This window comes from Burkholderia sp. CCA53 (assembly GCF_001685525.1).
Classification (GTDB): Bacteria; Pseudomonadota; Gammaproteobacteria; order Burkholderiales; family Burkholderiaceae; genus Burkholderia; species Burkholderia multivorans.
On record NZ_BDDJ01000003.1, the window covers coordinates 59,338 to 78,302 of the forward strand.

Below are 18,965 nucleotides of genomic sequence, written 5' to 3' on the forward strand. Positions count from 1 at the left end.
GCATGCGGCGACGGCATCACGAATCAAAAGATGCCGAGCGCCAGTCCTGCCGAGAGCGCTGCGCCGAGCTCCGCACAGCGCGCCAGATCGGCGGCGCCGATGGTCTTCGGCGCAAGAATGCGCTCCGGTGTTTGCGCATGCGTGCATACGATCAGGCCCGGCGCCACGTTGTTGAGTCGCCAGCCGGTCGCGATCCGATCGATCTGGCGTAGCGCGTTCTGACCGTCGCTGCCCGCGCAGATCATCGCCGCGTACGGTCGGCCGTTCACGCGATCGAGGACGGGGTAATAACAGCGATCGAAGAAATCCTTCATGACGCCGGACATCGCCGCAAGATTTTCCGGCGTCGCGAAGAGATACGCGTCGGCGGTCAATACGTGCTCCGGCGTAGTCGCATCCGCGCGCTGCAGCCGGACGTCGACACTCGATTCGTCGCGTGCAGCCGCGGCCGCCGCCTCGGCCATCTGCCGCGTCCCGCCGGTCATCGTGTGATAGACGATCAGCAGCGTTTTCATCGATCGGTCCTCACGCTCCGATGCGTCCGTACTGGTGATATGCATATCGGTGTCGATAAGCGCAGCAGGCTTCAGCGATTCCGGCCTCGCCGCCCCGCGCAGGAAGTGCGCTCAATCTCACGATTTGACCGGGGCGTCCTTGCCGTCGGCGCGCGAGTAGCGCGCGAGAAACATGTCGGCCGCCGATTCGGCAACCCTTAGTCGCTCCTGCGAATCGAGCGGCGGCTGGCCCATCGTCAATTGCGGCCAGAACGCAAACGCCTTCACGATGCCATGCAGTTGTTGGGCGGAGAATATAGGGTCCGATACAGACAAACGTCCAGCGGCGGACGCTTCGCGGATCCATACGGTGACATCTTCTTCGCGCTCGCCGAGGCGCGCGACCATGTCGCGTGCGCGCTCCGGCGAATGCATCGCCGCGCCGATCGCGACACGCGCAAGTGCCAGGAACGACTCGTCGTTCAATAACTTTAGTTTGCGATTCAACAGCGCGACGAGTTGCTCGCGCAACGGGACATCGTCGCGATATGCAGGTGTGCCGTCGTCCTGCGTCGCGTTCCACAGTTTCTGCAGGATCGCGACGAACAGCGCGTCCTTGCTCGGAAAATGATTGTAGACCGTGCGCTTCGATACGCCGGCGTGGGCAGCGATTCGATCCATGCTCGTTGCGTCGTAACCGGAAGCGAGAAACGCCTCGATCGCCGCATCGACAATGGCAGCACGCTTGCGGTCGGTGAGGCGCTGTGGAGACGAGATGGTGTTCATTCGAAAAATTTTACACCGCGCAGTTTACTTTTTCGAATAAGAAACTACACTGCTGAGTGTACTTTTTCGGACGAGTCCAACATGGACTCACCTTTTACTTATGTGCAGCGCGCGCTGGGCCTTACGGCCGGGAAGCGTAGTCGCGCGTATGGTCGTCGTTCAACGCAGCATAACGGCGAGCGCTTCGTCAACGTGAGGCCGCGGCCAGCCGAGGGATTCGGGAAGATGCTCCGGATCGCATGGAACATGCTCGTCAATAAACCACAAGGCACGATGCCCGCCGCTGCACTGCCCGTCGATCGGCTGACCGTATCCGAACTCGACGAAGCGCCGGACCGCAGCCTGTACCGTCTTGGGCATTCGACACTGCTCATCAAGTTGCGCGGCGAATGGTGGTTGTGCGATCCCGTGTTTTCGGAGCGCGCATCGCCGTTCCGCACGCTCGGTCCGAAGCGGTTCCACCCTACGCCGATCGCGCTCGGCGACTTGCCTCCGTTGCGCGGAGTCATCCTGTCGCACGATCACTACGATCACCTCGATCGTGAAACGGTGCTCGCGCTCGCTTCAACGACTCGCGTATTCGTCACGCCGCTGGGCGTCGGCGACCGCTTGATCGAATGGGGCGTCGATGCAGCGAAAGTGCAGCAGCTCGATTGGTGGCAAAGCGTCAAGATCGATGGGTTGGCGCTGACGGCCACCCCCGCGCAGCATTTCTCCGGCCGAAGCCTGTTCGATGGCGACAGCACGCTGTGGGCGTCATGGGTCATCGTCGATGGCGATCTTCGTGTGTTCTTCAGCGGGGACACCGGTTACTTCGATGGCTTCAAGGCAATCGGCGAGCGCTTGGGGCCGTTCGACGTGACATTGATCGAGACTGGCGCGTACGACGCGCAGTGGCCGTACGTGCATATGCAGCCAGAAGAAACGGTTCAGGCTCATATCGATCTGCGCGGACGACGACTCGTACCGATACACAACGGGACATTCGACCTTGCCATGCATCGTTGGCAAGATCCGTTCGAAAGAGTGACGGCACTGGCTGTGGCGCGTGGCGTTGCACTGTCGACGCCGCGGATGGGTGAACGTCTCGATCTCGATGCACCGCATCGCGGCGAGCAATGGTGGCGGGCCGTGCCTGAGGCGAAAAGCGCGTCCGGAAGGAAGGCGCGCCGCTGGCGGTTGTGTCCGGCGGAAGCCGAGAGGTAAGCTCACGGGCGATATCCCCTTGCGAATATCGGCAGGCCCTCGTCCAAACCGTGCGTTGCGTCGGTTTGCACACGCGTTGTCACGTGACAACCGGCCGGGATCGGCGCGCGGCATGACCGCCGTTTCGGGCATCAGACTCGGCAATGAATCTTGTGCACGGGCGATTCGTATTGATCACAACCTAACACGTATCAATCAATACAGCGTCACTCTCAAAGAAGCTCACCGGGTAATGTCCTGAGGCGTGAGCCGTCATCCGCCCCCGTTTCCCGCCCTAACGCGGTGTATTCTCCGTGAAACAGCTTGAGCAATCCAGCGTAAACCCTTGTGCCAAAAGGATCCCCGCGGCGCTTCAATTTTTCGCGATTGTTTCACGGTTGCGCTCAAAGCCTGCAGAGGGCGGTTTTCACGTCACTACGCTCGGCCCACTCGAGCACATTGGCGGAGATCGCCAGCGTCCGACGTGTAATCAAGAGCGTTGCGATGCAAGGCGGGGTTTCCGGTGCCCTTTTATTAGGGACACATCGTTGCATGATGCGGCAGCTGCTAACTCGGCCGGCGTGCAGTTGAGCCCGATGCCGCCCGGCCCGATTCCAACGGCGGTCTTTCCGCGGCGAACGTAGCGCCCTCTCTTCTTTCGAGCCGCCCGGAGCGATATCCAACGGCCCACGTCGTTGTCACGTGACAACTCGACTCCCGCAGCCGTGCTACGCACTTCTGCAGTTACGGAACGTCGTAGGCGTCAGGGACCTACTGACACGATCGTCGAGGAGATGAAGCAGCAAAAGGGGCGTTGATTTAAGGCGGCAGACCCCGGCAGCCCGCTGAGCGTCGCCGGCGGTAGTTGTCACGTAACAACCGCGAACCAGAGGGGCCGCGACAAGCGCAACGGGAGCCCAATTTATCGAAAAAGGCGCCTAACTCAGCGTCGTTCTCCTGCGCGAGCGCCGTGGAGGTACGTCGCTACGGGCATCCCGGTTGTCACGTAACAACCGCCCGCCCTACTGTCGCACTTCTATAGTCCCGCGTTCGCGAAGCGCAATTTAACGAGACCTATCAACCCGCGTGCTCCGGAATCGCCGCACGATCATTTTTCTATCCAGCGTCGTGATCCGAGCCACCCAGCCATTCGACCTACTTGTCACGTGACAACCACATTTCGTAAAAAATCGAGCTTTGTGAAAGCGTTTGTCTGGACAATCAGCGTTTCGCTGAATATATTACGCAAAACTCCGTGGAGAATTTAATGGCCTTCAAAATCGCCGTAAGCAATCAAAAAGGTGGAACGGGGAAGACAACCATCTCCGTCAATATCGCCGCGGCATTCGAAGCCGGCGGGAACAAAGTCGCGCTGATCGACGCCGACCCTCAAGGCACTTCCGTCCGCTGGGTAACGAGCGGCGAGAACACGCTTCCGATGACGGTCCTGTCGCTGGCACCTGCCGGGCGCGGCATCGGCGCCGAAATAAAAAAACAGGATGCAAACTTCGACGTCATCGTCGTCGACTGTCCCGGCAACCTTGAGGACCCACGCATTGCCTCCGTGCTCGAAGTGGCCGATTTCTGCCTGGTGCCGTTGTCGCCGTCGCCGGCCGACCTGTACAGCACCGTCGCGATGATCCGCATGATCGAGTCGATGCGCGCCGTTCGCAATCCCAATCTCTCTTCCGCATTAATGCTGAATAGCGTCAATGGAAAAACTAAAATGCGTGAAGAAATTTTAAAGATTCTAAGAGCAGAAGAAATAGGGGAGCATCTGCTCGACAGCCAGATCGCACAACGCGAGGTCTATCGCCAAACGTTCGCGCTCGGCACGACCATTCACCATCACAACCGGTATCTGAAGGGGCTGAAAGAGGCTCGTGCCGAGATCGAAAAGCTCGTGACCGAAATGGCCCAATACATCGCATCGACGCGCGCAACGGGAGCCGCTCATGGCTAAGGACACATCCAAAGAGAAAAAGCCGACCGGCAATCTGCATCTCGCGGCAGGGCTGCTGCGCGGGCTCGCGCAAGAAAACGCGGCGCTCGAAACGCGCATACCCGAGCCGCCCTCGGCGGCGAAAACAGGCGTCGGCGCCGCGGTGGCGGCCGCCCCCGGCGTCACGCCACCCGATGCGCTGGATCTCGGCGCGCCGCAACGCGTCGCCGTCAAGGACTGCATTCCGAACCCGTTCAATCCGCGCGTGTTCTACTCCGAATCGAGCCTGCACGAACTCGCGTTGACGTTGAAGCGAGAAGGGCAGATCGAGCCGATCAAGGTCACGCGGCTGCCGGAGTTTCCGGGCAAGCTCGTCGTGATCGACGGTCAACGCCGCTTGCGCGCCACGAGCATCAACGGCGACGAAACGATCAACGCGACGTTCCGCACCGATCACACGCCGGAGCAACTCTATACGATCGCGTATCGCGCCAACCACGATCACGAACGCCAGACGATCTTCGACGACGCAGTGGCATGGAAGCGCCTGCTCGACGAGAAGGTCTTCCCCGACCAGAACACGCTCGCGGAAAAGATCGGCAAGGACAAGGCATCGATCAGCAAGACGCTGTCGCTGAACGCCCTGCCGAATACGCTGCTCGAGCGCATGGCGGCCGCGAGCGACATCGTCGGCCTGCAGGCAGCGTATTTCCTTAAGCTGATCTTCGAGCGCCTGGGCGAGGCGACCGCCGACCGTCTGCTGACGGCCGTCATCGATCGCAAGAAGTCGGTGCGCGACCTCGAGAACTTCCTGCGCGCGCAGAGCGACGACACCAAGAAGGCGGGACGTACGCGCTACAGCGTCCGTCACGATTTCGCGCTCGAGTCACGCGCGATCGGCCAGTTGAAGACATATCCCGACGGGCGTCTCGACCTGCAGCTGAAGGGCGTGGACGCAACCCATCAGGAAGCGCTCGCCGACAAGCTCAAGGCCGTCATCGACGAATACGTCGCCGCACTGACCGCCGCACAGCAGTAAAACGAAACAACGCAGACCTCGCGTCCACGCCGCACGCCACGTCGGAGCGATCCGACGTACGTGGACGCGGATCCGCGCGGTCTCGTTCAGTTGGTGGCGAGGCTGCTCTTGAGCAGGAACTCGAGCAGATCGTCCGACGTCGGCTCGCCCCAGGTGTCGAGCGCGAGCCAGCGGAAGAAGCTCGTTTGTGCGAGCTTGCTTGCCTTCTTCTTCGGCGACAGCGTCAGGTCCTTCGACCCGGCAACGGTCTCGTTGTAGCGTTCGATCAGCTTGGTCTGATCGTCGATCTCGAGCTCGCGGAAATACGCGCCGGCTTCCTCGACCTTCGCGGCCAGATACTTGTCGCGAATCTGCTCCTGCTTGCTTTGCGCGGATTCCTGGACTGCTGCGCCGGTCTCGGCGCCTTGTCCGTCGGACAGCGTGTAGCCGTGCGTCAGCGCTTTGCGGAAATACGCGGCCACGTTGTCGATCGGCGCGGCGTTCTTTTTCGTAGTCCGATTGAGCGTATAGGCGATCGCCGCCTTGATCCGCTGTACGCCATATTGCGTAATGAGCCGACGCGCTTCGGAGCGCGGGATGCCGAACTTCGCGACCTCATCGACGAGCGCTTCGTTCTTGACGTCGCCTTCCTCGACCGTATCGGCGCTCGGCTTGCGCGTGACCTTGAACTGCACGGCCTCGACACTGCGGCCCGACTTGTGTTCGATCAGTTCAAGCGTGTGGTCCGATACTTCGTTCACCTCCTGAATGCACGGCACGAGGACCTTGCTCTTGAACAGCTTGTACTCCTTGTACGACTGCGATGCCTTGTCCTGACCCAGAATGAGGTCGCGGAACTTCGGCAGCGGGATCTTGGCGGTGATGCCGATCCCTTCGTAGCGCACGGTGTTTTCCCACAGCGCAAGCGAATGCGATCGACGAAACTCGCGCGCGATGCGCATATCGATCAACGCATAGATCTCGGGGTTGAGCAGTTCGCTGCGAATCTGGTCGGAGAAGCTGTACTTCAGGACCGATTGCTCGAGCTCCGCGCCCGCCAGCAAGCCCGACGCCTTCCACACGGTCGACCGGTCGGCGGCGAGGTAGTCCCAGTTCACGACGGTGCTGATCAGCGAATTGACCGTATCCTTCACGTACTTCGTGTTGTTGCTGTTCAGCCCGCTCTCGTGCGAAAGCGCGGCAATCGAAATCGAGAAGCTCGTGCGGCCGGGCTCGAACGCTTCCTGCCGAAGCGCGTTCTTGATGAGCGAACTGAACATCTTGCGCTGCTGCAGTCCGATCTTCCCCGACTTGGGCGCGATGTGAATCGCCTGGACCGCCTTGCGCAGCAAGTCGGGAGGCTCGGGTGTCTGAAACAGCGAAACCTGTTTGTCGGAGCCTTTGCTTGCGGGCTTGCGCGGCATCGTGGTGTCCGGATAAGGTGACCGTATTGAGGGCGGACTTTATACCTTTTCGCGGCGGCGAGCAACGCCCCTGTTCCAGCGTCACTTGCACAACGGACGCTAAGCCGTCGACGCAAAAGGGAAATTTTTTATGTGTCGATCGGCGCGTCGTCCCATAGGCATATACCTTTCGGCCAAAATGCGTCCCACAAACAGCTACCTTTGACGCTCGAACACCCGCGCCCGGCATGGCGCTTGCCGAATCGAAGGTAGCCTTCCATGGGAACTTATCCGGCTGAACCGGAACGGAACCGGCATTTCGTGGTGCCGTGCAGCACGGTCGCGATTTTCTCCCATAGCCGGCTACCTTTTCAAAATCCCATAAATGGATACCTTCAAACGCATCGACAGTGAGAGGTTTCGCACGATCGCCGCAGGGGCCGCGCCAAAGCATCCCATAAACCGCTACCTTACTGCGTTCCCATAAAAGGGTACCTTTCTCGTCGGAGGCACCTGTTTATGGGAGACCACGCCGCGCGCATGACCTTCGATGCCATCCCGAGCGCCGAACCGCTGCCCATAAACGGCTACCTTTCGCCGATACCATAAACGGCTACCCAAACAGGAACGCAATGCCTCTCGACATTCGGCATTTCGCAGCAACGCACCATAAATGGCTACCTGAAGGCGATCCCATAGATGGCTACCCAAGCCATTTCCGGTCTGAAATCCCATAGACGGGTACGCTCTTCCCATATCCACATCCCCGGTTCCCCACAGGCTGGTACCCAATCCCCCAAATCCACAGACCTCACCCCCCACGATCTTCTACCTGTGCTCCCATAAATGGGTACCGATCCCCCTTCAAACCCTTACTGGACAAGGCTGTGAGGCTGCTAAAAGTAGTTAAAGAAGTAAACGTTGCTTTCTAAAGATGTAAACACACGTGTGCTTTTGCAGAAAGACCTACCCCATAAACCGCTACCCAACGATGCCAACGTGGTTCAAGGTGACTGTCACAGTGGTGCTCACCGGAGTTGAGTAACGCAAGAATTCCTTTTGCTAATAAGGACTTACACGTCCAACGTGGCCTCACATGTGAGTACCTACTCACAAACTGCAAACGTAGAAACCTATGGGAGAAAACCGCCCGCAAAACGGCGATCGGACCGTATAGGTTCCCGTCTATGGGAGCATCCAGGCAGCGCAGTCGTGTCATTCCGGACGCAATCGACGCGGGCGCCGCACGGAAACAGCTGTGGGGCAGACGACCATTCACCCGGTTGAATCGCTGTCGAGCGGACTTGTGGCAAGCAGACTTGTCCTCACCGAGCCGCGCCGCTTTGGACAACCCGCTCGCCGGACCCTTGCTGAACCACTGCGAGTAGCACTGTCGCGCTTGGCACCTCACACGATCTTTCACATCGCGATAACAGCTTCGTTCCCAAATCCGATCGAACCGCAAATCGGCCGCAGCTTCACCCGGGCTAGCCCAACTCGGCCAGATATCTCCCATAAACGTATCCCCAAGCCACCATCGCGACGTGAACCCGGCCGTCGCGTAACGCGGTTATGATGCACAGGCCCCGTCCGGTTTCTCTACCGCTCGGGGAGCAGGGGTGGTATCTCGATGTGCTGTCTGTCCGTGACCCATTACACAAGAGAGTTCAGCGATGCGAATCCAGACGAAAAAACTGATGCTGGCCGCGACTGCGGCTGCGTTCCTGCTTGGCTCGACGGCGCCCGTGTTTGCGCAGTCGGATGCGAGCGCACCGGCCGCGCAGGATGCCAAGGCTGCCAAGCAGGAAGCGCGCAAGGCGGCACGTGCCAAACGCAAAGCCGAACGCAAGGCGGCGCGCGCGAAGAATACCGCTGAGCTGAAGAAGCTCGAGGATGCGGGCTACAAGCCGGCCGTCAACGATCCGAATTATCCGCAGAACCTCCAGAACGCCGAGAAGAAGGCCGCCGGTTCGGGCCAGTAAGCGCCGACCGGTTCGCAAGCCGCGGATGTCCTCGCGGCTTGCGCGCCGCAGCGATGACTGCGGCGCTCCACGAGTCGCTTTCGATCGGCGATCGACACATCGCGTCTCGACAATCCCTTCTACGCCGGGCTCCCCGGCATGCCCATCCGGCCCATCCGGCAGGCACCTCACACGCCGATCAGCGCAGACCGCCCGAACGCTCCGCACGTCCCGCCAGCTTCAGCCAGTCCCTGAACGCGCGTACCGCTTCATCGTCGATCCGCGTGGCCGACACGTAGGTGAAATACCGCCACGCCGGCAACGCCGGGCCGCTGAACGGCTGCACGAGCCGGCCGTCGGCAATATCGTCGGCGACGAGCGCGATCGGCCCCATTGCCACGCCGAGTCCGTCGAGCGCGCCCTGCAGCGTCAGGTAGAAATGTTCGAGCGTCAGCGCATGCCGAGGCGCGAGATTCGGGCAGCCGGCCGCTGCGAGCCATTCCGGCCACATGCCGGGATAGGTGGCCGCATGCAGCAACGTGAAGTTCGCCAGATCGGCCGGCGTGCGCAGCGGCGTGCGCTCGAGCAGCTTCGGCGCACACACCGGCAAGCGGACTTCGGACAGGAATTCGTCGGCCACGTAACCGTCGATCGTCTGCGGGCCGCCGCGGATGATCAGATCGGCGCTGTCGCGCAGCTTGTCGATCGGCTCGTTCGACGTCGACAGCCGCACCTCGATCGTTGGATGGGCGACCTGAAACGACGACAGTTTCGGCACCAGCCAGCGCAACGAAAACGTTGCGGGCGCATTGACGCGCAGCACGCGCTGCTGGCCTTGCCCGAACTGCTGCGCAGTCGCGAGCGCGATGCGATCGAACGATGCGCCGACTTCCGCAAGATACGTACGCCCTGCATCGGTGAGCACGACGCGTCGATTCAGACGTTCGAACAGCGGCTTGCCGAGCCAGGTCTCCAGCTGCTGTACATGCCGGCTGATCGCACCGTGCGTGACGCACAGTTCGTCGGCGGCGAGCGTGAAGCTACCCAGTCGCGCGGCGGCCTCGAATGCGCGTAGCGAATTCAGCGGCGGAAGTCGACGTGCCATGCTTTTCGAGTCCGTGTGAGTTTTTCTGACGAGATCGCTCAGATTTAATCGTTTGATTGCCGGGAGACGCTTTGCGACTATGCCACACGAGCGGCCGCATCGGCCGACGCGAGTGTCTGAATTTCTCACATGGAGAATCGAGCGTGGCAAATGTGGTCGTGGTAGGCGCCCAATGGGGCGACGAAGGCAAGGGGCGGATCGTGGATTGGCTGGCGGCACGGGCCGATGTCGTCGCGCGCTATAACGGCGGTCACAACGCCGGTCACACGCTCGTCGTCGGCGGGAAGACGTACAAGCTCGCGCTGCTGCCGAGCGGCATCGTGCGCGGCAAGCGCGGCGTGATCGGCAACGGCGTTGCGCTCGATCCGGAAGCGCTGCTCGCCGAAATCGCGCGAATGGCGGAGCTAGGGCTGCAGGTGACGCCGGACAACCTGTCGATCGCCGAAAACGCGACGCTCGTGCTGCCGATTCACCGCGCACTCGATGAGGCACAGGAGCGGCTGCGCCGCGAGCCGATCGGCACGACGCTGCGCGGAATCGGGCCGGCGTACGAGGACAAGGTCGGCCGCCGCGGGCTGCGCGTCGGCGATCTTGCCGAACCTGCCCGCCTCGCCGACAAGCTCGAGGCGCTGGTCGACTATCACAACGCATGGTTCCGTGGCCTTGGCCTCGAGGTCTGCTCGCGCGATGCGATGTTCGACAGGCTGATGGACGTCGCGCCGAAGATCCTGCCGTTCGTGCGGCCGGCGTGGGCCGACCTGAACGACGCGACCGACCGCGGCGAGCACATCCTCTTCGAAGGCTCGCAGGCCGTGATGCTCGACATCGACTGGGGCACGTATCCGTTCGTGACGTCGTCGGCAACCGTGGCCTCCGCGGCGGCGGCCGGGACCGGGCTCGGCGCGTCGAAGCTTGGGCACGTGCTCGGCGTGACGAAGGCCTACGCGACGCGCGTGGGCGGCGGCCCGTTCCTGACCGAGCTGACCGACGCGACCGGTGAAGCGCTGCGCACGCGCGGACAGGAATTCGGCGTGAACACCGGCCGGCCGCGGCGGTGCGGCTGGCTCGATGCCGCGCAGTTGCGTCAGGCCGTCAGGGTGTCCGGTATCGATTCGCTGGCGCTGACCAAACTCGACGTGCTCGACGGCTTCGACTCGATCGAGCTCTGCGTCGGCTATGAACTGGACGGCGCGCGCGTCGACCATCTGCCCGCGAGTCTCGATGCCCAAGCGCGTGCACGGCCCGTGTACGAGCGGTTCGACGGCTCGCAACGCAGCGTGAAGGGCGTGCGCGAGCGTGCAGCGTTGCCGCATGCCGCGCAGGCGTTCATCGCACGCGTCGAAGCGGTCGCGGGCGTCCCCGTGTCGATGATCACGACCAGCGCGGAACGGGACGACACGATCGTGTTGCGCGATCCGTTCGACCCGGCGCCGCGCGTCTAATGGACAGGGCGTATCGTGCCGTCCCGGCATGACGTCGGACGGCGCGATATGCCCGTTCGCACGCCTTGCGGAACGCGTTCTTCCGCCGCGCTGCGGGCACCGCACGAGACCGCGCACGGCGAACTGGACACGCTACCGACGCTGCTGTACTGTTCCGCACAATTCGCGCCGGACCGGCCGCAGTCGTAGCGGCTCTCGACGACGGAGACACGCGGCGACGCCGCGGCACGGTGCGGTTTCAATCCCGGGGACATGGCGATGGACACGTTACAGATGATGCGCATTTTTGTCCGGGTCGCGGAGGAGGGCAGCTTTACGAGCGCCGCCCAGCGGCTGGACATTACGACAGCCTACGCATCCCGCTCGGTCGCGCAGCTGGAAACGCATCTGCGCACGCGTCTGCTGAATCGCAGCACCCGCCGCATTGCGCTCACGGACGCAGGCCAGCGCTACCTCGACCGTTGCCAGCGGATTCTCGCGTATATCGACGAAGCCGAAGCCGAGGCGGCCGACGCGCAGGCAAAGCCGTCGGGGCGATTGCACGTGCACGCGACGACGAGCTTCGGGCAGGCGTACGTCGTGCCTGCGGTCGTTCGCTATCGACAGCGCTATCCGTCGGTCGCGGTGGAACTGACGCTGTCGCAGCATGTGCCCGACATCATCGACGAAGGCTACGACGTGTCGCTGCAGCTCAGCACGGCCGAACTGCCCGACTCCGGCCTCGTTTCGCAGCGGCTCGGCGAAATGCATAGCGTGCTGTGCGCGTCGCCTGCATATCTGAAAGAGCGCGGCACGCCGCGTACCGTGAGCGATCTGGAAGGGCACGCCTGCCTGCAGATCGTCACGCCGATCTTTCCGCGCGATCGCTGGCATCTCGATGGACCCAACGGCCGCGAGACGTTCGAACTGCCGTTGCCGGACTTTCAGGTGAACATCGCCGACGCACTCGGCGCAGGGCTGCGCGCCGGTCTCGGCATCGGCGCATTGCCGATGTCGACGGCCTTGCCGGCATTCGCGAGCGGAGCGCTCGTGCGCGTGTTGCCCGAGTACCGGCTGCAGAAGCTGACCGTCTATACGCTGTATGCGTCTCGTCAGTATCTCGATGCGAAGATCAGGACGTTCGTCGATTTTCTGCGCGAGTGCGTGCCTGAAATGCTCGCGGCCGACGAGGCCGCGCTCTGTGCGGCACAGGAGTCGCGCGCGAACGCATGACATATCGGCCGCACGTGCGGCCATCATTGATACGGAATCCTTGGCATCGGATGCGCGGCTTTTGCGGAAGCGGCGCGCCACGTACTCCGGTTCGCAATCGGTGCGCATGTTGCCGGCCGCGCCGCTGCATGCGACCGTGCCGGCAAGAGCGATACATCGATCGAGCGGCGAGCGTTGCGCTCGCCCGTTCAACGGCCGTCAGGCCGCCTTTTGCCAGAGCGTGCGGCCGAAGAACGTCAGCGTTCGGTCCCACGCGAACTGCGACCACACCGGATCGAACTGCGTGCCAGCGATGCGGCCGGGCCCGACGGCCGTTTCGTTGGCGAACGCGTGATGAGCGAGATACCGGTGGAATTCGATGTCGACCTTGGCGTCGCTCAGCTTCTTTTCGAGTGCGTCGACCTGGTCGATCGTGAAGAACGCGTCCTGCGTGCCCCAATGACCCATCACCGGCACCTTGATCTTCGACGCATCGAGATAGTCGAGCGGAGGGAAGCCGTACCAGGTGACGCCGGCGTCGGCGTCCGCAAATTGCAGCGACAGCAGCGTGAGCGCACCGCCCATGCAGAAGCCCGTCACGGCGACGCGCTCGGCGCGCGTCTTCAGATACTGGACGGCGCCGGGAATGTCCTGCGACGCGGCATCGCCGAAATCGAGCCCCGTCATCAGATGGTGCGCTTCTTCTTCCTCGACGGTCGATTTGCCGCGATACAGATCGGGCACGAGCGCGAAGTAACCGCAGCGCGCGAGGCGATCCGCGACACCGCGGATCTGGTCGTTCAAGCCCCACCATTCCTGAATGACGACGACCGCGGGCGCGCCGTCGGTCTTCTCCGGCGTCGCGAGGTAGCCTTGCAGCTCCTGGCCGTCCGGGCGGCGAAACGTGATCATGGAACCGGATGTTTGAGACATGAAACCGCTCCTTTTCGAAAAATGCCATTGATGCGGCATCGGAGTCGGCCGGCGAACGCGATGACGATCGGGGCTTGCCCGGCGGTTCGAGATGACGCTCGCGTTCGCTGCGGCCGGCGCCGACCACGCGGCCATTCTATGCGCAAATGCGGGGTGCCGGCGTTCAGGACGGCAGGCCGAGCGGCGGGGGAGGGGGCGCATCGTGTCGCTGCGTGTCACGGTGCGCGCGTTGGCATGCACGCCTGCATCGATGTGCACGCGCCGACAAAACAACACCCCGCCCCGATGATCGGCAGCGGGGTGCGAGGCACGGCGCGCGCGTACCGCAGTACGCAGGCGGCATTACTGGCCGAAGTAGATCGAATCGCGGCCGTCTTGGCGGGCGGCGGCGACGCGGCCGGCATGAATGCGCGGCGCAGCTTGCGCGCCGTATCCGGTTGCATCGGCGTTCGTCACGCGTTCCTGCGCGGTCTGCAGCGCGCGCGGATACTGCGTGTCGGAAACTTCCGGCTTGTAGCCGGCCTGTTCGAGCTGGACGAGTTCGGCGCGCACCTGCTCGCGCGTCAGTTGACCCGATGGGTTGGATTGCGCCAACGCGCCATACGATGCAGACAGTGCGGCGGCTGCGACGGCAGCGTAGATGAACGACTTCATGATGACCTCCGGTTTCGTTGATTTCGCGCTTCGCTGTTTGCGTTCAGCGGTCGATTGCATCGTAGCGATCGCGTAACGGACCGGAAATACGCGTGCGGGCGAATCATTATTGCAACCGAGTAAACGATTCGCGGATTGCGGGGCAGGCGCCATTTGTCTGGAGATTGGACGATGTAGGCGGAGCACGCGCCGCGGCGGCCGAATCGGCGCGATGCAACGGACGCGTGCGCAGCAGCGCGTCCGCATGCCCGGGCATCGAAAAGCGCTTGTCGAGTGAAACGAGAAAAGGTTGTCAACACAACGTGTTGTGCCGTCATCGGCTGTATGGACGCGAGCCCTGAAGCATCATCGGGTCGACCCCGCCGGCACCGAGCAATGCGAAACAACGCGACGCACCGGATCAAAGACAACGCCGACGAAGACGCGCGCCACGCGGCTGCTATTCGGTCACGATGGCCTGCCGTTTCCGATACTCGGCAGGCGTGATGCCGACGTGTTTCGCGAACGAGCGCCGCAGCGTATCGACGTTGGCGAAGCCGCATTTCGCTGCGACCTGCTTCGGCGTATCGCGGCCGTTCTCGAGCAACTGACGCGCGGCCGAGATGCGCGTCGCTTCGACCCACGCGGCCGGCGTCATGCCGACTTCCGCGCGGAACAGCCGCGCGAAGTGTCGCGGGCTCATGCCTGCGTGCTTCGCCAGGTCGGCGACCGAGTGCGCGAGTTCCGGATGCGCCGCGATCCAGCGCTGCACTTCCTGCAGCACCGAGCGGCCGGCGGGCCGCGCTTCGCCTTTACGGCTGAACTGCAGCTGCCCGCCCGGTCGCTTGAAGAACATCACGAGCTGCGACGCGACGCGTCGGGCGATGTCGCGTCCGAGGTCCTCCTCGACGAGTGCCAGCGCGAGATCGAGGCCGGCCGTCACGCCGGCGCCGGTACGGAGCTTGCCGTCGCGCACGTATAGCGCGTCGGCGTCGACGGTGATCGTCGGATGTGCTTCGGCAAGCGCTTCGGCCACGGCCCAGTGCGTCGTCAGATGGCGGCCCTTCAGCAGGCCGGTCTCCGCCAGTACGAACGCACCCGTGCAGATCGAGCCGTATCGCCGGCTCTGTACGGCCGCGGAGCGTAGCCATGCAAGCACGTCGGTGCGTAGCGCGATGCGCCCCGCGCCCGGCGCGCCCGCGACGAGCAGCGTATCGATGCGCGCCGGGACGTCTGGCGCGACCCAGTCAGGCAACAGTTGCGCGCCGGAAGAACTGCGGATCGGCCCCGATTCGCACGCGATCACGCGCAGCGTGTAGAACGCTTTTCCGTATTCGACGTTCGCCTGCGCGAACACGTCGAGCGGCGCGGAAACGTCGAGCAACTGAACACCCGGGACGGCAAAAACACCCACGACTTTCGGCATGAACGATGGCATGACTGACAACGCGACGCGTTGCAGTATAGACGTGCGCGAGCCGCACGGGGCGGGACTGAAGCGGTGCTGCGGGCCGAATCGGACACGCTTTGCCGGCCGCGTCAGCCGATCGCGCAAAATGGCAGGATTTGGCGTAATACGTCTGTTGAAGACAGCGTTCGCGATGCACAAAATCGACATATCTTCAATGGAGGTCGACCATGACTGTGAACGTTGCCGGCATCACGATTCCCGATAGCCAATTGGCGCGCGAGATCACCGAACTCGTCCGCGATACCGAGTCCCCGCTGCTGTTCCACCATTCGAGTCGCGTGTACTACTTCGCGGCGCTTGCCGGTCGCCGCCAGGCGCTGAAGTACGATCCGGAGCTGCTCTACTGCGCGTGCATGTTTCACGACATGGGGCTGACGCATCGGCACAGCAGTGCGTGCGAGCGCTTCGAGGTGGACGGCGCCAATGCGGCGCGCGATTTTCTCAAGAGCAAGGGCATTGCTCAACAAGACATCGACCTCGTGTGGACGTCGATCGCGCTGCATACGACGCCGGGCATTCCGCAGCACATGCATCCGGTGATCGCGCTCGTGACGGCCGGCGTCGAAATGGATGTGCTCGGCCTCGCGTATTCCGAATTCACGGACGTCGAGCGCGAAGCTGTCGTTCATGCGCATCCGCGCACACCGCACTTCAAGGAGGACATCATTCAGGCGTTCTACGACGGGATCAAACATAAGCCGCACACGACGTTCGGCAATGTGAAGGCGGACGTGCTCGCCGACAAGGATCCGCATTTTCATGCGACGAATTTCTGCAGCGTGATTCGGTCGTCGGCGTGGGCGGCCTGATTCGGGGAGTGGCTTGCAGGCGGGCCGGGCGGGTATGGCCGTCGCCCGCCGCAACGAATTCGTTGCGGCTGTCTCGGCTGAATGCCCGCTGACGGTGCGAAGGGCCGGACCTGCCTGCATCGCCCCGTGCGCCGTAATGGGCGACTTCCTGCTTTAGAAATGGGGCGCAGACAGCGCGGCCCGGCCGGTAAGGACCGACTCGTCCTCTAACGGAACGAACCCGCGACAGCAGCGCGCGGTAGCTCGAGCGCTGATCCATGCTGGACCCTCGCCGATTGGCCCTTAATAAGTTGTTACGTGACAACCCGACCCGCCTACGACGTCACTTTATATACTGAAAGACGCGCGCCACCCTCCAAGGCGAATCTCCGATTCGCACCTCCTGCTGCGCCTGCTGCCCATTCGCCGGCCAAAAACCGCGCCTCCACGACAACCCGCCGACCTCCGGCAAAACGCCTATAATAAACGGGCAAATTGCCGGAGACTCAGCTCATGAGCACCATCGCTTTTCATCCTTCGGGCGTCGCACATCCGCGCCAGGCCGAATTCACGATTCTCGAGCAGCTGCTCGCGATTCCTGTGCGCTCGGGCGCGGATCTCGCCGAACTGGCGAGCGCGCGCGTCGATGTCTCGGTGATCGACCGTCTGTCCGAGCGCGGCCTGAAGTCGGACGAGCTAGCGTTCATCATTCCGCGGCGCACGCTGAGCCATCGTCGGCAGGCGCACGAGCGCCTGTCGCCGGAGGAGTCCGACAAGGCCATCCGGCTCGCGCGGATCGTCGCGCAGGCGACGGCCACCTTCGGCGATCAGGACAAGGCGATGGCGTGGCTGCGCCGCGGCCTGCAACGCTTCGGCGGCCGCACGTCGCTCGACATGGCGAGCACCGAACACGGCGCGCGGTTGGTCGAAGAGGCGCTGACGCAAATCGACGAAGGGTATTTCGCTTGACGACGCTGTGGCGAATCAGCAATTACGCCGACCTGAGAGGGATCGGCGGATTGCGTGCCGGCGGGCGCTGGCACTTCGCCGGGCAACCGGTCGTCTATCTCGCCGAACATCCGGCGCTCGCCTTGCTCGAGACGCTCGTTCATTTCGAAATCGCGACAGTCGCGCAGCTGCCGAGCGGATACCAGTTGCTTCGCGTCGAAGCGGCCGAATCGGTCGACGTCGCCGAAATCGTGGAGGCCGATGCGCCGGCCGACTGGCAGACGAACGTCGACTGGACGCGCAGCGCCGGCACCGAATGGCTGCATACGCAGCCCACCGCGTTGTTGCGCGTACCGAGCGTCGTCGTCCCGCATGCGCACAATTTTCTGTTGAACCCATTGCATCCCGCCGCCGCCGACGTGCGGATCGTCGAGATCATGCAATCGCCGTACGACAGCCGCATTCTGCGGCTGATTCAATCGAAGCCCGAATGACCCGTAACGCTCGCGCTCTTTGCGCGATGGCGCTCACCGCTCGTGCGCCGCGCGGTCGGCGGCCGCATTCGGCGGCAGCGTTTGCCGGATGCGCGTGACGGTTCGCGTGCTGACGAGGCCGAGCATCGCGCTGACGTCGGCATGCGTGTGACCGGCCAGCAACTGACGGCGCGCGAAGGTATTGCGCAGCACACGCGGACTCATGTCCGACGCCTCGAACCCCATCGCGGCGAGTGCGTCGCGTACGACGAGTAGCAGAAACATGTCGTTCATCGGCCCGCCGTCGCGCGGCGCGGGAAAGAGCCGCGCGGACGCATCCGAATGGGGCGCGCAAGCCGCCAGCCACGCCGCGAGCGGCGCGACGGCAAATGCAGCGAGTTCGATCCGGCGTGCCGGCCGTGTCCGCTCGCGCGGCACGGTCAGCACCGGTCGGGGTTCGTCGAGCGTGAGTGCGTCGCGCGTCGTGGCGCGGATTTCCGCCGACGTGATGCCGGTTGCGAGCAGCAGCGCGACGATCGCGCGGTTCCTGCATGCGGTGGGCGTATCGTCGGCGCGCGGTTGCACGTGACGTTGCAGCGCGGCGTCCGCGTCGGGAGGCAGATAGCAGGGCTCCGGCTCGGTGTCGGGCCACGCGAGCGCGTGCGCCGCACGCGCGGCCGGATGCACGCGGCGCACGCCGGCTTCGACGAGATGCCGGCACAGCCGGTCGATCAGCTTCGCATAGCGCACGCGCGTGGACGTGCCGGGCGCGCAACTGCGCTCGAGTTCCGTCAGAAACGTCGCGACGTGGTCGGGCCCGAACGTCGCGAGCGATGCGCGGTGCGCATGCAGGTGGCGTAGAAATCGTTCGAACATCGCGACGTGCTGCACGATCGAGCGCGGCGCGAACGGCTGCCGCCGCGCGCCCGTCGCGCTCGTTTGCTGCCACGCCCGAAATGCCCCGACGGGATCGTCGATCCAGCGACTCGTATCCATGACGCCGTTATAGCCGCAATGCAGCGAAGTCTGCAAATCGGGCGAACGCACAGTGCGCGAGCTTACCCACGCGCGGCTTGCGCTCATCGACGAGTTGCGGAAAAAAAATCATCCGTGCGACGATCGAACCCATTGCCCGCATGCCGAGGGGGCGCGGGCGACGAGACGTACTTCACAACGATGCGCGACAACGTCG

At 63.3% G+C, this 18,965-nt stretch carries 17 protein-coding genes; 9 read left to right on the forward strand and 8 right to left on the reverse strand.

Annotated elements, in window-relative coordinates:
- Positions 1–23 precede the first annotated feature (23 nt).
- Both BCR55_RS27025 and BCR55_RS27030 read right to left on the reverse strand, forming a co-directional pair.
- Positions 24–515 carry an NAD(P)H-dependent oxidoreductase gene (locus BCR55_RS27025; protein ID WP_053299145.1) on the reverse strand — a complete coding sequence of 164 codons (492 nt, stop codon included), beginning with the start codon at positions 513–515 and terminating at the stop codon, positions 24–26.
- Between the two features lie 117 nt (positions 516–632).
- Entirely contained in the window at positions 633–1,280 is a 648-nt protein-coding gene (locus BCR55_RS27030; protein ID WP_065496838.1) for a TetR/AcrR family transcriptional regulator, read from the reverse strand.
- Positions 1,281–1,361: 81 nt separating this feature from the next.
- On the opposite strand from BCR55_RS27030, the gene BCR55_RS27035 reads away from it, so the two are divergent.
- The 3 genes from BCR55_RS27035 to BCR55_RS27045 all read left to right on the forward strand — a co-directional run bounded on the left by BCR55_RS27035 (position 1,362) and on the right by BCR55_RS27045 (position 5,446).
- Positions 1,362–2,486, forward strand: coding sequence for an MBL fold metallo-hydrolase (locus tag BCR55_RS27035; RefSeq protein WP_065496840.1), 1,125 nt, complete (start codon positions 1,362–1,364; stop codon positions 2,484–2,486).
- Positions 2,487–3,732: 1,246 nt separating this feature from the next.
- Positions 3,733–4,428: a ParA family protein gene (locus BCR55_RS27040; protein WP_006399349.1), complete on the forward strand. Its 696-nt coding sequence runs from the start codon at positions 3,733–3,735 to the stop codon at positions 4,426–4,428.
- Positions 4,421–5,446: a ParB/RepB/Spo0J family partition protein gene (locus BCR55_RS27045; protein WP_065496844.1), complete on the forward strand. Its 1,026-nt coding sequence runs from the start codon at positions 4,421–4,423 to the stop codon at positions 5,444–5,446. Before BCR55_RS27040 ends, BCR55_RS27045 begins: the two co-directional genes overlap by 8 nt.
- 86 nt (positions 5,447–5,532) lie before the next feature.
- On the opposite strand, the gene BCR55_RS27050 is transcribed toward BCR55_RS27045, so the two are convergent.
- The gene (locus BCR55_RS27050; RefSeq protein WP_006405519.1) at positions 5,533–6,849 is read right to left on the reverse strand and encodes a replication initiation protein; all 1,317 of its coding nucleotides are present in this window, start codon (positions 6,847–6,849) and stop codon (positions 5,533–5,535) included.
- Positions 6,850–8,501: 1,652 nt separating this feature from the next.
- Here BCR55_RS27050 and BCR55_RS27055 point away from each other — a divergent pair.
- Positions 8,502–8,810 (forward strand): hypothetical protein, encoded by a 309-nt coding sequence (locus BCR55_RS27055; protein WP_006405520.1) that lies wholly within the window; start codon positions 8,502–8,504, stop codon positions 8,808–8,810.
- 178 nt (positions 8,811–8,988) lie between these two features.
- Here the strand turns inward: BCR55_RS27055 and gcvA are convergent, their stop codons facing one another.
- The gene (gene gcvA, locus BCR55_RS27060) at positions 8,989–9,894 is read right to left on the reverse strand and encodes a transcriptional regulator GcvA (RefSeq protein WP_006405521.1); all 906 of its coding nucleotides are present in this window, start codon (positions 9,892–9,894) and stop codon (positions 8,989–8,991) included.
- 143 nt (positions 9,895–10,037) lie between these two features.
- Here gcvA and BCR55_RS27065 point away from each other — a divergent pair, with 143 nt between their 5' ends.
- Entirely contained in the window at positions 10,038–11,336 is a 1,299-nt protein-coding gene (locus BCR55_RS27065; RefSeq protein WP_065496846.1) for an adenylosuccinate synthase, read from the forward strand.
- A gap of 258 nt (positions 11,337–11,594) precedes the next feature.
- Positions 11,595–12,548, forward strand: a complete 954-nt coding sequence (locus BCR55_RS27070) for a LysR family transcriptional regulator (RefSeq protein ID WP_006408597.1) — start codon at positions 11,595–11,597, stop codon at positions 12,546–12,548.
- Positions 12,549–12,746: 198 nt separating this feature from the next.
- Here the strand turns inward: BCR55_RS27070 and BCR55_RS27075 are convergent, their stop codons facing one another.
- The 3 genes from BCR55_RS27075 to BCR55_RS27085 all read right to left on the reverse strand — a co-directional run bounded on the left by BCR55_RS27075 (position 12,747) and on the right by BCR55_RS27085 (position 15,519).
- The gene (locus BCR55_RS27075; protein WP_053299151.1) at positions 12,747–13,460 is read right to left on the reverse strand and encodes a dienelactone hydrolase family protein; all 714 of its coding nucleotides are present in this window, start codon (positions 13,458–13,460) and stop codon (positions 12,747–12,749) included.
- 342 nt (positions 13,461–13,802) lie between these two features.
- Complete coding sequence (locus tag BCR55_RS27080) at positions 13,803–14,114, reverse strand: DUF4148 domain-containing protein (RefSeq protein WP_006405526.1); 312 nt, start codon at positions 14,112–14,114, stop codon at positions 13,803–13,805.
- 439 nt (positions 14,115–14,553) lie between these two features.
- Complete coding sequence (locus tag BCR55_RS27085) at positions 14,554–15,519, reverse strand: GlxA family transcriptional regulator (RefSeq protein WP_035488515.1); 966 nt, start codon at positions 15,517–15,519, stop codon at positions 14,554–14,556.
- Positions 15,520–15,731: 212 nt separating this feature from the next.
- Between BCR55_RS27085 and BCR55_RS27090 the strand changes: the two genes are divergently transcribed.
- The 3 genes from BCR55_RS27090 (at position 15,732) to BCR55_RS27100 (ending at position 17,794) form a co-directional block, all read left to right on the forward strand.
- Positions 15,732–16,373, forward strand: a complete 642-nt coding sequence (locus BCR55_RS27090) for an HD domain-containing protein (protein ID WP_053299152.1) — start codon at positions 15,732–15,734, stop codon at positions 16,371–16,373.
- A 492-nt stretch (positions 16,374–16,865) separates the two neighbouring features.
- Positions 16,866–17,321, forward strand: a complete 456-nt coding sequence (locus BCR55_RS27095; RefSeq protein ID WP_006399363.1) for an antitoxin Xre/MbcA/ParS toxin-binding domain-containing protein — start codon at positions 16,866–16,868, stop codon at positions 17,319–17,321.
- Positions 17,318–17,794 carry an RES family NAD+ phosphorylase gene (locus tag BCR55_RS27100; RefSeq protein WP_053299153.1) on the forward strand — a complete coding sequence of 159 codons (477 nt, stop codon included), beginning with the start codon at positions 17,318–17,320 and terminating at the stop codon, positions 17,792–17,794. Before BCR55_RS27095 ends, BCR55_RS27100 begins: the two co-directional genes overlap by 4 nt.
- A 33-nt stretch (positions 17,795–17,827) precedes the next feature.
- On the opposite strand, the gene BCR55_RS27105 is transcribed toward BCR55_RS27100, so the two are convergent.
- Positions 17,828–18,769 carry a tyrosine-type recombinase/integrase gene (locus tag BCR55_RS27105; protein ID WP_065496850.1) on the reverse strand — a complete coding sequence of 314 codons (942 nt, stop codon included), beginning with the start codon at positions 18,767–18,769 and terminating at the stop codon, positions 17,828–17,830.
- Positions 18,770–18,965: the final 196 nt, after the last annotated feature.

Coding starts and splice junctions, on each gene's coding strand:
- BCR55_RS27025 (WP_053299145.1), bottom strand. CDS start 515: ATGAAAACGCTGCTGATCGTCTATCACACGATGACCGGCGGGACGCGG.
- BCR55_RS27040 (WP_006399349.1), top strand. CDS start 3,733: ATGGCCTTCAAAATCGCCGTAAGCAATCAAAAAGGTGGAACGGGGAAG.
- BCR55_RS27070 (WP_006408597.1), top strand. CDS start 11,595: ATGGACACGTTACAGATGATGCGCATTTTTGTCCGGGTCGCGGAGGAG.
- BCR55_RS27085 (WP_035488515.1), bottom strand. CDS start 15,519: ATGCCGAAAGTCGTGGGTGTTTTTGCCGTCCCGGGTGTTCAGTTGCTC.
- BCR55_RS27050 (WP_006405519.1), bottom strand. CDS start 6,849: ATGCCGCGCAAGCCCGCAAGCAAAGGCTCCGACAAACAGGTTTCGCTG.
- BCR55_RS27105 (WP_065496850.1), bottom strand. CDS start 18,769: ATGGATACGAGTCGCTGGATCGACGATCCCGTCGGGGCATTTCGGGCG.
- BCR55_RS27035 (WP_065496840.1), top strand. CDS start 1,362: ATGGACTCACCTTTTACTTATGTGCAGCGCGCGCTGGGCCTTACGGCC.
- BCR55_RS27055 (WP_006405520.1), top strand. CDS start 8,502: ATGCGAATCCAGACGAAAAAACTGATGCTGGCCGCGACTGCGGCTGCG.
- BCR55_RS27030 (WP_065496838.1), bottom strand. CDS start 1,280: ATGAACACCATCTCGTCTCCACAGCGCCTCACCGACCGCAAGCGTGCT.
- BCR55_RS27045 (WP_065496844.1), top strand. CDS start 4,421: ATGGCTAAGGACACATCCAAAGAGAAAAAGCCGACCGGCAATCTGCAT.
- gcvA (WP_006405521.1), bottom strand. CDS start 9,894: ATGGCACGTCGACTTCCGCCGCTGAATTCGCTACGCGCATTCGAGGCC.
- BCR55_RS27075 (WP_053299151.1), bottom strand. CDS start 13,460: ATGTCTCAAACATCCGGTTCCATGATCACGTTTCGCCGCCCGGACGGC.
- BCR55_RS27080 (WP_006405526.1), bottom strand. CDS start 14,114: ATGAAGTCGTTCATCTACGCTGCCGTCGCAGCCGCCGCACTGTCTGCA.
- BCR55_RS27090 (WP_053299152.1), top strand. CDS start 15,732: ATGACTGTGAACGTTGCCGGCATCACGATTCCCGATAGCCAATTGGCG.
- BCR55_RS27095 (WP_006399363.1), top strand. CDS start 16,866: ATGAGCACCATCGCTTTTCATCCTTCGGGCGTCGCACATCCGCGCCAG.